Source organism: Paenibacillus naphthalenovorans, from assembly GCF_900099895.1.
GTDB classification, from domain to species: domain Bacteria; phylum Bacillota; class Bacilli; order Paenibacillales; family NBRC-103111; genus Paenibacillus_G; species Paenibacillus_G naphthalenovorans.
This window is the reverse complement of sequence record NZ_FNDY01000004.1, coordinates 21,577-37,442: the sequence shown is the minus strand read 5'-3', so window position 1 is coordinate 37,442 and position 15,866 is coordinate 21,577. Positions and strand designations below refer to the sequence as shown.

13 protein-coding genes are annotated in these 15,866 nt (G+C 49.7%); 11 read left to right on the top strand and 2 right to left on the bottom strand.

The annotated features are described in order from the left end of the window. Nucleotides 1-166 precede the first annotated feature (166 nt). The 3 genes from BLT35_RS05490 to BLT35_RS05480 all read left to right on the top strand — a co-directional run bounded on the left by BLT35_RS05490 (nucleotide 167) and on the right by BLT35_RS05480 (nucleotide 3,231). On the top strand, nucleotides 167-574 hold the full coding sequence (locus BLT35_RS05490; protein ID WP_074727238.1) for an acyl-CoA thioesterase: 408 nt from the start codon (nucleotides 167-169) through the stop codon (nucleotides 572-574). A gap of 7 nt (nucleotides 575-581) precedes the next feature. Further along, nucleotides 582-977: an FxsA family protein gene (locus tag BLT35_RS05485; protein ID WP_062406962.1), complete on the top strand. Its 396-nt coding sequence runs from the start codon at nucleotides 582-584 to the stop codon at nucleotides 975-977. A gap of 136 nt (nucleotides 978-1,113) precedes the next feature. Beyond that, nucleotides 1,114-3,231 (top strand): RNA degradosome polyphosphate kinase, encoded by a 2,118-nt coding sequence (locus BLT35_RS05480; protein ID WP_074727237.1) that lies wholly within the window; start codon nucleotides 1,114-1,116, stop codon nucleotides 3,229-3,231. On the opposite strand, the gene BLT35_RS05475 is transcribed toward BLT35_RS05480, so the two are convergent. Further along, nucleotides 3,173-4,717, bottom strand: coding sequence for a Ppx/GppA phosphatase family protein (locus BLT35_RS05475; RefSeq protein WP_074727236.1), 1,545 nt, complete (start codon nucleotides 4,715-4,717; stop codon nucleotides 3,173-3,175). The two genes, BLT35_RS05480 and BLT35_RS05475, sit on opposite strands and share 59 nt — an antisense overlap. 345 nt (nucleotides 4,718-5,062) lie before the next feature. Between BLT35_RS05475 and citZ the strand changes: the two genes are divergently transcribed. The 7 genes from citZ (at nucleotide 5,063) to BLT35_RS05445 (ending at nucleotide 13,334) form a co-directional block, all read left to right on the top strand. Continuing rightward, nucleotides 5,063-6,175, top strand: coding sequence for a citrate synthase (gene citZ / locus BLT35_RS05470; protein ID WP_074727235.1), 1,113 nt, complete (start codon nucleotides 5,063-5,065; stop codon nucleotides 6,173-6,175). Nucleotides 6,176-6,354: 179 nt separating this feature from the next. Beyond that, entirely contained in the window at nucleotides 6,355-7,650 is a 1,296-nt protein-coding gene (icd, locus tag BLT35_RS05465) for an NADP-dependent isocitrate dehydrogenase (RefSeq protein WP_062406969.1), read from the top strand. A gap of 120 nt (nucleotides 7,651-7,770) precedes the next feature. Beyond that, nucleotides 7,771-8,712 carry a malate dehydrogenase gene (gene mdh, locus BLT35_RS05460; protein ID WP_054819145.1) on the top strand — a complete coding sequence of 314 codons (942 nt, stop codon included), beginning with the start codon at nucleotides 7,771-7,773 and terminating at the stop codon, nucleotides 8,710-8,712. A gap of 58 nt (nucleotides 8,713-8,770) precedes the next feature. Next, on the top strand, nucleotides 8,771-8,914 hold the full coding sequence (locus BLT35_RS26780) for a hypothetical protein (protein ID WP_174350924.1): 144 nt from the start codon (nucleotides 8,771-8,773) through the stop codon (nucleotides 8,912-8,914). A 177-nt stretch (nucleotides 8,915-9,091) separates the two neighbouring features. Then, a complete protein-coding gene (locus tag BLT35_RS05455; RefSeq protein ID WP_062406970.1) occupies nucleotides 9,092-9,691 on the top strand; it encodes a TetR/AcrR family transcriptional regulator in 600 nt (199 codons plus the stop codon). Beyond that, nucleotides 9,688-12,819 (top strand): efflux RND transporter permease subunit, encoded by a 3,132-nt coding sequence (locus BLT35_RS05450; RefSeq protein ID WP_074727234.1) that lies wholly within the window; start codon nucleotides 9,688-9,690, stop codon nucleotides 12,817-12,819. Before BLT35_RS05455 ends, BLT35_RS05450 begins: the two co-directional genes overlap by 4 nt. A gap of 89 nt (nucleotides 12,820-12,908) precedes the next feature. Further along, entirely contained in the window at nucleotides 12,909-13,334 is a 426-nt protein-coding gene (locus tag BLT35_RS05445) for a hypothetical protein (RefSeq protein ID WP_062406974.1), read from the top strand. A gap of 87 nt (nucleotides 13,335-13,421) precedes the next feature. Here the strand turns inward: BLT35_RS05445 and yfbR are convergent, their stop codons facing one another. Further along, complete coding sequence (gene yfbR, locus BLT35_RS05440; protein ID WP_062406977.1) at nucleotides 13,422-14,003, bottom strand: 5'-deoxynucleotidase; 582 nt, start codon at nucleotides 14,001-14,003, stop codon at nucleotides 13,422-13,424. A gap of 281 nt (nucleotides 14,004-14,284) precedes the next feature. Between yfbR and BLT35_RS05435 the strand changes: the two genes are divergently transcribed. Then, the gene (locus tag BLT35_RS05435; protein WP_074727233.1) at nucleotides 14,285-15,823 is read left to right on the top strand and encodes a fumarate hydratase; all 1,539 of its coding nucleotides are present in this window, start codon (nucleotides 14,285-14,287) and stop codon (nucleotides 15,821-15,823) included. Nucleotides 15,824-15,866 lie beyond the last annotated feature (43 nt).

Genomic DNA, 15,866 nt, shown 5'->3' with positions numbered 1-15,866 from the left:
CCGCTTGCGGGTGCGCTCTTTTTTCTATAATATAAGACTTTATAAGTTGATCGGCAGGGTCACGATTCTGATAGTTGAAGAAAAGGTTCATCCAAAACACGGACCGTTCTTCATTGAATGGGCTTCGATCGGAGCATTTATCGAATGAGAGGTGAAAACATAAACTATGAAAACATTTCGTCATCACATACGTGTGCGGTATCAGGAAACAGACCAAATGGGAGTCGTGTATCACGCCAATTATTTAAACTGGTTTGAAATCGGCCGAACGGAGATGATCCGGGAGATGGGCATGCCGTATCGGACTTTAGAGGCCAAGGGGCTGCTGCTTCCTGTTATTGAAGCGGATTTGAAGTTTCATCAGCCGGCCCGTTATGACGATTCGATTACAATCCTTACCCGGATTGCAGAGTTTAGTCACCTGCGCATTCGTTTTGAGAGCGAAGTTCACAGGGAAAGTGAGCTGCTGGTCAGCGGAGGCACCCGGCATGTGTGGCTGAACCGCGATTGGAAACCGGTCCGAATCGATAAAGAAGCGCCGGATGTATACACGCTGATCAAGGAATGGAGCTGATCCGTCCATGTTACGTTATGTTGTCATCGCATTGATTGTGATTCCGGCTTTGGAGCTGATCGTTATCTTTCAAATGGGTAAGCTGATTGGCGGTTGGCCCACCTTCGGATTGATGATCGTGACCGGTTTTTTGGGCGCATGGCTTGCGCGCAGAGAGGGCCTCAAGGTGTGGCGGCAGGCACAGAATCAGCTTTCTCTGGGCCAGCTTCCCGGGGATTCGATTGTGGACGGAATATGTGTGTTTACCGGAGGAATACTGCTGTTAACTCCCGGCCTTTTGACGGATGTGCTTGGATTTCTTCTCGTGTTTCCGCTTAGCCGTCCAATGTTTAAAGGTTGGATATACGCGTTATTACGCAAAATGGCAGACCGGGGAAATACTTATTTTTTTTGGCGCAGATAGGTCCTGACTATTTTTTCAGACATTTACATAAAATTAACAAAGTCTGCATCATCTCTTAACAATATCGAATTATGATGAACAATGTAGAAAAGGACAAGCGAAAACGGTGGATTTTCATGGAGGTCATAATGCGAATATGAAAGATACAACGGTCCGTGAAACGTCGAACAACTATTTGAATCGTGATTTGAGCTGGATTGAATTCAACAGACGTGTGCTTGAAGAAGCGCAGGATGCGGGGACGCCGCTGCTGGAGCGGGTAAAATTTCTATCTATCGTATCCTCCAATTTGGATGAGTTTATGAGTGTGCGGGTAGCGGGGATCATCGAGCAGATGAAAGCGGGTCATACCAAAAAAGATTTTACGGGCTACACTCCTGCCGGATTATTCAAGCGAATCATGAAACGGACGGCAAAGATGGTCGCGGATCAGTACAAGACTTATCGGGATCTCATGAGACAATTAGCCAAACAAGGCATTATCTTTACGCGATATGATGATTTGAATGCAACGCAGCGTAAAGCCATGGACGAATATTATCACGAGATCGTTTTTCCCGTGCTGACTCCGATGGCGGTGGACCAGGCGCGGCCGTTTCCGCTGGTGCACAGCCAAGCGCTTTATTTGGCGGTGGTCTTGATGAAAGAAGGAGATAGCGAGGAGGAGGAACCTTATTTTGCCATTGTTCAGGTACCTTCGATTTTGAGCCGTTACATTGCCGTTCCGGGGCGGACCAACAGGAAGAAGCATGAATTTATTCAAATGGAAGATTTGATCGAAAAGCACATCCAGACCTTGTTCAGCGGCTATATTCCGGTGTCGGTACACGGCTTTCGGGTGACGCGAAATGCAGATCTTACGCTCAATGAAGAAGACGCGGAGGACCTGCTGGAGGAAATTGAAAACCAGCTGCGTAAGCGGCGTTGGGGGGATCCTGTTCGTTTGGAGGTTCAAAAAGGGATTCATCCTTACGCTCTGAACAAGCTGATTGACGAATTCGAAATCATTTCGGAATACATATTTGAAATCGACGGTCCGCTTGACTTGACCTATTTCATGAAGCTTGCAGCCTCGGTGCAGGGATACGATCATCTCCGCTATCCTCCGATTAAGCCGGTATATCCGCATGAGCTGGACGATGTCGAGGATTTGTTTGCCAAGCTTCGCGGGCAGGATGTGCTCGTCTATCATCCGTACGAGTCGTTCGATGCCGTTACCGACTTTATATGCGATGCAGCCTACGATCCTCAGGTCCTCGCGATCAAAATGACATTGTACAGGGTCAGCGGCAATTCCCAGCTTATTCAGGCGCTTGCACGCGCGGCTGAATCCGGCAAGCAGGTGACGGTCGTGGTGGAACTGAAGGCGCGCTTTGATGAAGAGCGGAATATCGCGTGGGCGAGAAAGCTGGAGCAGGCTGGTTGTCATGTGGTATACGGTCTGGTAGGGTTAAAGACGCACTGTAAAATCACCTTGGTCGTTCGTCAGGAAGCGGACGGACTTCGGAGGTACGTACACGTGGGTACAGGCAATTACAATGATAACACGGCTAAGCTTTATACGGACGTGGGATTATTTACTTCTCATAAAATCATAGGGGAGGATGCTTCCGCACTGTTTAACGAGGTAACCGGTTATTCCGCTCCCCATAATTGGAAAGCTTTCGGTGTGGCGCCGACCGATATGATGGAGAAGTTTTTCGAGAAAATCCGACGGGAGAAGAATAACGCCGCTGAGGGCAAGCCGGCTCACATTATTGCGAAGCTGAATTCGCTTTCGAACCAGCAAATGATCGATGAGCTGTATGCGGCGTCCCAGGCCGGCGTCCGCATCGATTTGATCGTTCGGGGAGTATGCTGCTTAAGACCGGGGGTTCCCGGCTTAAGCGAACATATAACGGTGCGCAGCATCGTTGACCGTTTTCTTGAGCATTCGCGTATTTATTACTTCGAGAACGCAGGCGACCCCGAGGTCTATATTGCCAGCGCGGATTGGATGACGCGGAATTTAACCCGCCGGATTGAATTGATGTGTCCTGTGTTCGATAAACAGAATGTGCAGTCGTTGATTAACGTTTTGCAGTTAAGCCTGCGGGACAATGTGAAGGCGAGACAGCTTCAATCGAACGGCATGTATGAACCCGTTCGATTGAAGGATGCTCCCCCGAGGCGGAGTCAATTCGAAGCGATGCGCATCAGGTCGTGGAAAACGACGTTTCCTGACAATGAAGCTGAAGACCCCAAATCTTCTTGAACTCCTTTTGCAACCCCTCGACCTCTCTGTATTCGGCAGAGGGGTCGTGTTTTCTTTTTAGGCGCAAATTCAATGAAGGGCCTTCGATGGAGACGGATTCAAGTTCAAGGGCCTGTGTTTCACTGGCATCCAGAGCAATGGCGAGACGAACCAGGGTTCCCAGCTTGCATATGAGCTCGATATCTGAATCCGAGATAATATCCTTGTGTTGAAGAACCGCTTGCAGCGTTCTGTTTTTTGCTTTGTATGTGGCGATCAGAGCGCAGAAAAGCAGCTCACGGTGGGTAAGTCCGTCGATTCTCGTATAAGCGATCATGTGAAACGTGTGCTTGGGAAATTGGTAATATTGCACGGAGGCGCCGATTCGGTACAGCTTGGATGCAATGCTGAGGCAAAGCCTCATTTTTGAATCGTGAAGCTGCAGCAGCTTGGTTTGAGCCAAAACGTCAAAAAGCTTCAGCGCGTTTTCATTTACACGGGCAATATGCACTTGGGGAGCCGTTGAATGCAGGCTTAAGAATTGGTCCGCACTGCGTTCTGCGATATGCAAATGCCCCGTATCCGGAGGACAGAAGCTCTCGAAAAAGAGTCCGTCCCGGAGGCCGGCCCCGCTAACAACATATTGCAATGCGCCAGTTGCCTGAAAGACCGTTTGCAGGATAATGACACCCGGCACGATAATATCGTAACGGTCCTTGGAAAGACCATCGACTTTTTTTCTCCTCTCTCCGGGCAAGTTCGAGAGCCATAGAGCCAGCTCGTCCATATCCTCAGGAGATATGACGTAGTTATGCGGGATAGGCAGTGAATATTTACGCTTGCGTTGGTTGATTTTACTAAGCGTTCGAACCCCGCCCCCAAGCCCGACAAGCGGAAGTCCGGGGTTTTGGCTGATCCAGGAATGCGCAGAGAGCGCCCGCTGGACCATTTGCCGGATACCGTTCAGTTGTTCTGCCTGGAATTCACCGTCCGGTGCAAACTTGCGGGTCGTATTTACGGCGCCGAATGGAAAGGAGACGCTGCGGAGCAGCTTCCGGTCGCGAAATAGGCTGATTTCCGTGCTGCCGCCGCCGATATCGACGAGATAACCGTCCGATATGTCCATCGTCTGGATCATTCCCAGAAATCCGAGCCGGGCTTCGTCCTCTCCGGACAGGATTTCAATGTGAAAGCCGGTTTGCTTCGTTAGGGCATCGACAATTTCCCGCGCATTTGTAGCGTTCCGGATCGCAGCCGTGGCAGCAGCGCGGCAGTCTGTGACGCCATGGGCATCACAGATGCGTTTGAAATGCGACAGCATGCGTACGATGTTTTGTATTTCAGCAGGAGGCAGGCCCCCGTCAGGTCCGATCCGCTGACTCAGCCGGGCAGATTCCTTGAATTCACCGATAACCCGATAGGCCCCGGTTTCGTGAAGCTCGTAGATGGCCAAGCGGATGGAGTTGGAACCGATGTCGATGATGCCGATTCTTCGGCTGTTGTTCATGGCTTTCTCCTCCTAGAGTTTTGCCGGAGCAAGACTTGATGCGTAACGAAAAAGATAAACTTATTTTAACATCGTTTGTCCAGCCTGCAAAACTTTGAAGAATGTGTTTACATCGGTTAAGAAATGTTTTGTACAGGGCCGTTTTCTTCGTTATGAGAATATTGGAAAGATAAAAATAGCATAATATCAAGTGTTTGAGTCCATACGAGTCATCAAGAAATGACCATGGGATAGCATATGTTTATTGTGCTGATAATGAACTTTTATGTCCAAATTTGTTCACATCGGTAGATAAATCCTTTATATTAGACTTATGTGAAATCGAACGCAAAAGGAGAGATTAACTTGACTGCTACCAAAGGATTGGAAGGAATTGTCGCTACTACCTCCTCCGTTAGCTCCATCATTGACGGTGTGCTCACCTATCGCGGTTATAATATCGACGACCTTGCGGAGAATGCAACATTTGAAGAAGTCGTATATTTGTTATGGTATGGCAAGCTGCCTAATCGCTCAGAACTGGACCGGTTGCTAAAGGATTTAAGTGAAAACGCTGCGATTCCTGCAGAAATCATCGACCAAATCAAATTATATCCAAAAAATGTAAATTCCATGGCTGCTCTGCGCAGTGCTGTTTCCAGCCTGGCTCTTTACGACGAAGAAGCAAATGATATGAGCAAAGAAGCCAACCTGCGTAAAGCGATCAAGCTGCAGGCCCAAATTCCGACGATTATTGCTACGTTTGCCCGTATTCGTGAAGGGAAAGAGCCGATCGCTCCGAAGGCCGGCGTTTCCATTGCCGAGAATTTCTTATATATGCTAACCGGCAAAAATCCTGAAAAAATTGCTGTTGAAGCGTTGGACAAAGCTCTTGTTCTCCACGCTGATCACGAGCTGAATGCCTCCACTTTTGCGGCTCGTGTTACCGTTGCCACGCTCTCCGATATTTATTCCGGCGTTACTTCTGCGATCGGAGCGCTCAAGGGACCTCTGCACGGCGGAGCAAACGAGGCGGTTATGGCGATGCTGGAGGAAATCGGTACGGTTGATAACGTTGCAAACTATATCAATGAGAAGCTGGCTAACAAGGAAAAGGTCATGGGCTTTGGCCACCGCGTATATAAAAATGGCGACCCGCGCGCGAAGCATCTTCAGAAGATGTCTCAGGAATTGGGTAAAATTACAGGCAATTTGAACTGGTATAACATGTCCATTCAAATCGAGGAAATGGTTACCGGTCAAAAAGGCCTGAAACCAAATGTGGACTTCTACTCCGCATCGGTGTATACTTCACTGGAAATCCCGCGCGACCTGTTTACCCCAATTTTTGCGATCAGCCGTACTTCCGGCTGGACAGCTCACATTCTGGAGCAGTATGATAATAATCGTCTGATCCGTCCACGTGCTGAATACACGGGTCCTTTGCATCAAGTCTTTGTTCCGATCGAGAAGCGCTAATGATCGGAGATTGAAATTTTTGCTTGATACCTAAACGGGCTGCTGCGGCGTCTTTTTTACCTCGGCTTTCATAGTAAGGCTTGAGACAAGCGCCGCGGCTCCCGTATATTTTTGAGGGTATCCCTAATTCTCGGGTCAGTGCAAACTGGCTCCAATTTTACGAGGAGGTTTATATATCTATGGTACAATTTGAACAATATGCGCAACCGACAGAAGGCGAGCGTATCACGATCACGAACGGTCAATTGAACGTTCCGAACAATCCGATTATTCCTTTCATCGAAGGCGACGGTACCGGTCCGGACATCTGGGCGGCAGCCCAACGCGTGTTGGACGCAGCGGTAGAAAAAGCGTACAAAGGCGAGAAAAAAATCGCGTGGTATGAAGTGTTTGCCGGAGAGAAAGCTTTCAATAAATTTAACAACTGGCTTCCGGCCGATACACTTACTGCTATTCGTGAATACATTGTTGCCATCAAAGGGCCTTTGACTACTCCGATCGGCGGCGGTATCCGCTCCCTGAACGTAGCTCTTCGCCAAGAGTTGGATCTGTATGTATGTTCCCGCCCGGTTCGCTACTTCAACGGTGTACCTTCCCCTGTGAAACGTCCTGAGCTCGTGGACATGGTTATTTTCCGTGAGAACACAGAGGATATCTACGCAGGGATCGAATGGGCTTCAGGCTCGGAAGAAGTGAAAAAAGTCATTGCGTTCCTGCAAAACGAAATGGGCGTGAAAAAGATCCGCTTCCCGGAAACGTCCGGCATCGGTATCAAGCCTGTATCTTCCGAAGGTTCCAAGCGTCTGATTCGTGCGGCAATCGAATATGCGATCCGGCATAACCGCAAGAGCGTAACCTTAGTTCACAAAGGTAACATCATGAAATTTACGGAGGGTGCGTTCAAAAACTGGGGTTATGAGCTTGCTGAACAAGAGTTTGGCGACAAAACCTTCACATGGGCGCAGTACGATAAAATTAAAGAAGAGCAAGGCACAGAAGCAGCAAACAAAGCGCAAAAAGATGCGGAAGCCGCCGGTAAAATCATCATCAAAGATGCGATTGCGGATATCGCTCTGCAGCAAGTACTGACTCGTCCGACTGATTTTGACGTCATCGCCACACTGAACCTGAACGGCGATTACCTGTCCGATGCATTGGCGGCTCAAGTAGGCGGAATCGGTATCGCTCCTGGAGCGAACATCAACTATGTGACCGGCCATGCCATTTTCGAAGCAACTCACGGTACGGCTCCTAAATATGCAGGTCTCGATGTAGTTAATCCAGGCTCCGTTATTCTGTCCGGCGTTATGATGCTTGAGCATCTGGGTTGGCTGGAAGCGGCTGAACTGATCTACAAAGGTATGGAAACCGCGATCAATAATAAAACGGTAACTTACGACTTTGCACGTTTGATGGAAGGCGCAACCGAAGTGAAATGCTCGGCGTTTGCGGATGAGATCATCAAAAACTTCTAAATCGATTGCACCTTGATCCCTTTCTAAAGGAGTAAATTGGGTTTTATATCCTTTGAACGGCGAAAGCTTGTCCGAGGATATGAACCCATCAACAATATAATTTCGGGAGGCAACCAAATCATGGCGATTCAACGCAAAAAGATTACGGTTGTAGGCGCTGGTTTCACAGGTGCAACTACGGCGCTAATGCTGGCTCAAAAAGAACTTGGTGACGTGGTATTGTTGGACATTCCCCAGCTTGAGAACCCGACAAAAGGAAAAGCGCTGGACATGCTGGAGGCTTCTCCGGTACAAGGATTTGACGCTAACATCATCGGTACTTCCAACTATGACGATTCGAGCAACTCCGATATCGTCATCATTACTGCAGGAATTGCTCGTAAGCCGGGGATGAGCCGTGACGACCTCGTGACTACGAACGCCGGCATTGTAAAATCCGTTTGCGAAAACGTCAAAAGAACAAGCCCGGAATCGATCGTTATTATCCTCAGCAATCCGGTAGATGCAATGACTTATGTTGCTTTCGAGACACTCGGTTTCCCTAAAAACCGTGTTATCGGTCAATCCGGTGTTCTGGATACAGCACGTTACTGCACATTCATCGCACAAGAGCTGAACGTGTCGGTTGAAGATGTCCGCGGCTTTGTGCTTGGCGGTCACGGCGATGATATGGTACCTCTCATTCGTTACTCCAACGTTGGCGGTATTCCGATCGAGAAGCTGATTCCTGCTGACCGCATCGAAGCCATCGTGAAGCGTACGCGCACCGGCGGCGGCGAAATCGTCAATCTGCTTGGCAACGGTTCGGCTTACTATGCGCCTGCGGCCTCACTTGTGCAAATGACAGAAGCGATTCTTAAAGACAAGAAGCGCATTCTTCCTTCCATTGCTTTGCTCCAAGGCGAATACGGCTATGACAACCTGTTCATGGGTGTTCCGACGCTTCTTGGAGGCAACGGCATTGAGAAAGTATTTGAACTGGAACTGCTTCCCGAAGAAAAAGCGGCGCTGGACAAATCTGCCGAATCCGTACGTAATGTAATTAAAGTCGTAACCAGCTAATTAAAAAGATTATACTTCAAACCAGCCTTCCGGCCCTTGCCGGAGGCTGGTTTTTTAATTGAAGTTTGATGAGGAGGGGCAGAAATTTCTGCCCTTCACTCTAGATTTGTGGAGTCGCCTTGAGGCGCTTTTCTCTTTAGAGACTGCTGCAAAGCTGAAAATCAGCGCAGCAGCGAGCGGAGACGCAAAAGCCTCTCTGTAAGGTCGATTTTCAGCGTAGTGGCCCGCGGCGCGGTTTTTCTTGTAAACTCCCTTATTGAAATTAATGGTAAATCATGATACCATCAGAAATGACTGACTAGTCAGTCATAACATTTCAATTGCAAAAATGTTTTCACAACATGTTTTTGCAATTTTATTTTTTATAGGGGGAAATGGCGTGGCAGCAGACAAGAGAGACAGCATTATTAAATCGGCGCTTAAGCTTTTTGAAGAAAAAGGCTACCACAGCACGAAAATTTCGGATATTGTGCAGAACGCGGGAATGGCGCAGGGAACGTTTTATTTATATTTCAAGAGTAAAGAAGATATGTTCCGCCAAGTGGCCGAGGCTTGCCTGGATGAAATTGTGGGCGCTTTGGCACAAGGGCCTTCAGTAACGGAAGGTTTTGATTTAGATCGAATGCTGTACCGGATCATCCGTCAAACGCTTGTTATTTACTATGAGAACCGGACGATTTTAAATATTATAAACCAGCATGGTTCCGCGTCTCCTGAGATAGCCGATATTTACAAGCTATTTTATGATAGAATGGCAAGCGTTATCAAAGGTAAGCTTGTACAGCTTCAGGCGTATCCGGGCTACACGGATGAACAGCTGGAAATGACCGCATATGCCAAAATCGGTATGGTAGAGTTGGCTGCGTACCAGTGGTTTGTTGAGAGGAAATGCGGTCCGGAGCACATTGACTCGCTCACAGAGGTATTGGTCGGCGTAAATATCAATTGCAAGCCGGGAACGGATGTGAAGGGGGGATGATCGGCAAAATCCTGAAGTATCGAAAAGTGACGCTGCTTTTTTTTGTCATGGCGGTGCTGCTTGGCATATTCAATATATCCACGATGAAGCAGAGGGAAAATCCGGAGATTGATCTGACCGTAGCGGTCGTCAAGACGATTTATCCCGGAGCTTCACCGGAAAAAGTGGAGCAGTTCATTACCCGGCCTTTAGAGGATAAAATCAAGGAGATGAGCGATATTTCCGTGATCAGCTCCACTTCGTCGGCGAACGTCTCGGTCATTCAAGTGGAGGTCAAAGCGGATACGGACATCAAACGGGCATGGGACACGCTGCGGCAGAAGGTGCAGTCCGCGTCAAGCGAGCTGCCTCAGGACGCGCATCAACCAGAGGTGAATGACGATCTCGGTAAGATTGCAGAGCAAATCCTCCATTTCGTGGTGGAGACTCCCGAGGAGCTTGAACCGCTCAGGCCGGTCATGGAAATGTGGAAAGAACAGCTTGGCACGGTTCCTGGCGTCAGCAATGTAGAGATCGTCGGCTTGCAGGAACAGGAAGTGGCTGTAACGCTGGATACCGACAAGCTGAACACCTTCCGGCTGCCTTGGGGAGTCGTGGCGCAGGCGCTTCAAAACAAACAGAATCGTATTCCATTAGGAATGGTCGATAAAGGCACGAAGCAATATTTCGTGAACATGAGCGGAGAATGGAAATCGGCGGAGGATATCGCAAATACGGAAATTTACGGTCTGCCGGGCGGAAAAACGCTGAGAATCGGAGATATTGCCGACGTCAAGCTGCAGCCGAAGAAAAGGGAAGTCAGCATCATACATAACGGGAAACCTGCGCTGGACTTGGTTATCAATGCGGCAAAGGGCGCGGATATACCGGATCTGCAAAAGCGGATTGACCGGAAGGTGTCCGAGCTAAAGCCGAAACTTCCGGAGAATGTCGAGCTGCAATCGCTTTTTACCCAGAAGGAAAGCCTGGATCATTTGTTTAAAGAGCTGATAAAAGAGCTGTTGATCGGCATCATGGCGGTTATCGTCGTTTGTTCGATGGGTCTTGCGTTCGGGACCGCTCTGATCGTTGCGCTGGCCATTCCGATTTCGATCACGGTCGGCTTTATTCCGGTGGAATTTATGGGGATCGATTTAAACCAAATCACCATTGTGGCGATAGTGATTGTGCTGGGAATTCTAGTGGATGACGCCATTGTCGTCAACGATAATATTCAGCGCCGGCTCCAACTGGGAGATGACCCTCGGACTGCATCGCTTGAAGGAAGCCGTGACGTCGCCATCTCCATCCTGACGGCGACGATCGCCACAGCCGCAGCTTTCCTGCCGCTGTTCTTTTTGAAAGGAAATATCGGCAGTTTTATACGTCCGCTGCCTGTAGTGATCTCGTTCACGTTGGCCGCGTCGATGGCCATGTCGCTTACCATCATCCCCATTTTCCGTACATGGGCAGCCGAACGCAGGCTCCGCCGCCGGAGCCTACAATCGACAGATGCCGTCGACACTTCCCGTAAGGCGCATGCCGATCCGGAATTACAGCAGGCTCCCGGTCTGCTCGGCAAACAGATCCAGCGGTTGAGTATAGTGTACAGCAAGCAGATTCACCGCTTTTTGCAAAGACCGCTGCTTACAGGAATGGCCGCGCTTTTGGTGGGAACAAGCGCCTTTGGTCTGCTTCCGCTGCTGGGTGTGCAGTATTTCCCGCCTGCGGAGAAAGAAGAAATGCTGATCGACATTAAGCTTCCAAAGAACAGGTTGTTTGCGGAAACCGAGTATACGGTATCTAAAGCGGCAGCTTGGGTAGGGCAGCAGCCGGGTGTACGTTTCGTCTCGTCGTATGCAGGCCGTTCCACTCCAAAGTTTTATTATTCCGAAGCCGATGTATCCGGGACTCATGTGGGCCAGCTATTCGTAAAGATTGATCCTAAGGTCATTCAAACGAAGGAAGTGGTTTCTGCATGGAGGGAAGAGCTCAAGGCGATGTTCCCGCCTGATGTGGAGATTACGCCGCGTGAGCTGGAGCAAGGTCCGCCTGTAGGAGCGCCGATCGCTTTGCGCATCAGCGGAGGAGAGCTGTCACAGCTTCGGCAAATCTCGTCGGACATCCAAGGCATGCTTGAGGAAATCCCGGGCACGGTCAGCGTATCCGACGACGTTGGAGACGATATGAACACGGTCGAGATTGATCCCGATCCGGCCAAGCTGAGTCTATTTGGAGTAAACGAGAACGATCTCTCTATGACCCTTCGCATTGCCACAGAGGGTCTGGAGGTGGCGGAGATGCAGAAAGGTAAGGATTTAATTGATGTGACCCTGTATGCTAAGAAGAAGACCCATGATCCTGTGGAAACCATGAAAGACATGTACGTGCCTGCGCTGCAGGGCGGCACCGTTACCATTGGTGAACTGGGTGTGATCAAGGAAAGCCGGATGATCCAAACCATACATCACCGCAACTTGACCCGTACGATCACGGTTCGAAGCTTTGTACAGGATCGTCTTGCGGATGACATTGTAAAGGAGCTTCAAGTCAAGCTGCAGCAGTATTCTCTGCCTGCGGGCTATTCCATCGAATTCGGCGGAGAAAACGAGGAGCGCAACGATGCGTTCGCTTCCATCGGAATGCTCTCTTTGATCGTTCTTCTTTTGATTTATGTGATTATGGTCATGCAGTTTTATTCTCTCTCCATACCGCTGCTGATTCTGTCAACCGTTTATCTGGCTGCCGGAGGAGCGGTCATCGGTTTGTTTCTGACAGGGTCGCCTATAGGGTTTATGGCGCTGATGGGACTGGTCAGCCTGGCCGGGATCGTGGTGCGGAACGGGATTATTCTCATTGAATTCATAGAACAGGCGAGGGAGCGCGGACTTCCGCTGTACGAGGCTGTGGCGGAAGCAGGGAAATCCCGTCTGCGGCCCATATTGCTGACGACGGCAACGGCGATCGGCGGCTTGCTTCCGATGACCATCATGGGTGGGAACCTGTGGCGGCCGATGGGCATCACCATCATCTCCGGCTTGCTTTATTCGACCTTGCTGACCTTGATCGTTGTTCCATCCTTGTTCGTGATACTGGCCAAGCGGCGGGATCAGAGGGCAGCCAAAGCGGGCATAAGCGAGCATGCGTAGCGCTGCCGGTTCATTTGCTTCAAGGCATCGCATTCCGTTATACTAGGAATAATCAAAAATAATGGAAAATTGGGGAGGCAACACGAATTATGCTGGATTTTATATTGTACTTGCATGTGTTAAGTGCGGTTATGATGGGGATTTACCTGCTGCTCCCGTTTCTGGCCCAGCGCGTTCAGGCTCTGGACTCCACAACGGCGCAGTACGGTTTTTTGCATGTGCTGTTCGCGATGAACCGCGCTGCGCAGTTTGCGCTGATCATTGCATTCTTAACCGGAGGCTATATGGTGAGTAAAGCTCCCTATTCCATACTGTGGATGGTGCTTTCAATCGTGTTGTTCCTGGCTATTGCGGCGCTTTCGGGGATCATGGGCAAAAGGATGAGGCTGGCTTTGGCCGAAGAATCTGGCAGCACGATCCCCAAACAAATCGGCTCGATCAAGACGCTCAGCCTCATCAACGGTATTCTATTTTTCGTCGTTCTTACATTGATGAATTTTCCGTTTATGCGGTAAGTGCTGAACTTTAAAAGACCGGGTGATCATCATCCCGGTCTTTTTTCTGTACACATAAGGCGGGATTCCCCGGCCTTGGGCCTTGCATTACAGTTCATCCAGCGTTTTTTCCAAACTGGGGGCCATGTGCTGCAAAAAATATTGGATTTCCTGCATATTCATAGCGTCCATCGAAGCTTTGATTTGCTTTTTCGCCGTCGCGAACTCCCGGTTGCCTGCAGACAGCTCGGTGACGCATTTCAGATAGGCATCCAGAAGATCTGCGGCTTTGACGTATTTTTTCAACTCCGCGTCGGCTTCCGTCTTCATACCGATAAGCGGGTCATAGACGCTTCGAAGCGGCTCCGGCACCATGTCAAGCAGCCGCTCGGCGGCCAAATGCTCGATCTCGCGGAAGTTGGACAAAATCTTCGGATTGTGATGTTTTACCGGAGTCGGTATATCGCCTGTAAACACCTCGGTGGCATCGTGAAACAGGGCCATGCTGACCACACGGTCCGTCGGCACCTGCCGCTCAAATACCTCGTTTGCGATCGTGCACAAAACATGGGTCAATATCGCAACATGAAACGAGTGCTCGGCAACATTCTCCTTGACGATGTTTCTCATCAGACTCCAGCGTTCGATATACCGAAGCCGGTACATATAGGCAAAAAAGTGGCTGTCCATTCTATCATCATCCTAATAGAGAATAGCTTTCTATACGATTGGTCAAGCAGGCCGTTATGCTTCCGTTCCTGCACCGGAAATATGATCCTGAGAAGCTCTGCTATAGTAGGATTATACACGATTTGTCCGCTGATTGCTCGTCCGGATTCTCAGTACACCGGGGATGCGGCCTGATGAAAACGATATTTTGGTACCGGCGGTAATATGCTATTATTAAGAGAGTTGTGTAGTTTTATAATAGAAAGTTTCTTTTTACGAATCGAAAGGAGTTTTTCTACATCATGCAGCATTTTCAAGAGAGCATTTATAAACTGATCGTCGAAACGTCCACGAACCTTCCGGCCGACGTGCGCCAAGCGATTCAGAACGCCCGGGCCAAAGAAGACGCAGGCACGCGTTCTGCGCTATCCCTCTCCACCATCGCTGACAATATTCATATGGCGGAGTGCAACGTATCTCCGATCTGTCAAGACACGGGAATGCCGACATTCATCGTACATACACCGGTCGGAGCTAACCAGATCGAGATGAAAAAACAAATTATAGCGGCGGTTGCCCAAGCTACCAAGGACAGCAAGCTGCGGACGAACTCGGTCGATTCCTTGACCGGGGCGAACAGCGGCGATAATGTCGGCCCGGGCACTCCGGTTATCCACTTTGAACAGTGGGAAAAGGACATGATCGAAGTCAAGCTGATCCTTAAAGGCGGCGGCTGTGAAAATAAAAATATCCAATACAGTCTTCCGACTGAATTGGAAGGACTCGGCAAAGCCGGACGTGATTTGGACGGTATCCGCAAATGTATTATGCATGCCGTATATCAAGCGCAGGGGCAGGGCTGCAGCGCAGGCTTTATCGGAGTAGGCATCGGCGGTGACCGTACAACGGGTTACGAACTGGCCAAGCATCAGTTGTTCCGTGCTGTGGACGACGTGAATCCGAATGAAGAGCTGCGCAAGCTTGAGGAATATGTGATGGAAAACGCCAACAAACTCGGCATCGGTACGATGGGCTTCGGCGGTCAAGTCACATTGCTCGGCTGTAAGATCGGAGTCATGAACCGTTTGCCGGCCAGCTTCTTCGTATCGGTGGCCTACAACTGTTGGGCGTTCCGCAGACAGGGCGTGCTGATTGATCAGAGCACCGGCGAGATTACGGATTGGGTTTATCCTAAGGGCGAGGAGCTGCCGATGCAAAAGGACGAGCCGGCAGCCGCGGCGGCAGGCCAGCAGGAGCGCCGCGAAATCGTGCTGCAGACGCCGATTTCCGAAGAGCAAATTCGCCAGCTTCGCGTAGGGGATGTGGTCATCATCAACGGACCTATGCATACGGGACGGGATGCGCTGCACAAATATTTGATGGACCATGATTCTCCAATCGATCTGAACGGCGCTGTCATTTACCATTGCGGACCCGTCATGGCCAAAGATGAGAATGGCGAGTGGGTTGTGAAAGCGGCCGGACCGACTACAAGTATTCGCGAGGAGCCTTATCAAGGAGATATCATCAAAAAATTCGGTATTCGTGCTGTCATCGGTAAAGGCGGAATGGGTCCGAAAACGCTCAAGGCGCTTCAAGAGCACGGTGCCGTATATTTGAATGCCATTGGCGGCGCCGCCCAATATTATGCGCAATGCTTCAAAAAGGTGGAAGGCGTCGATTTCTTGGAGTTCGGTATACCGGAAGCGATGTGGCACCTGCAGACTGAGGGCTTTGCGGCCATCGTCACGATGGATTCCCACGGAAACAGCTTGCACGCTGATGTTGAGATGGATTCGCGCGATAAGCTGGCCCAGTTCAAAGAACCTGTATTCGCATAAAATCGTAAAGAACTTCTATACGGTTATAACCTATAAAGCCATG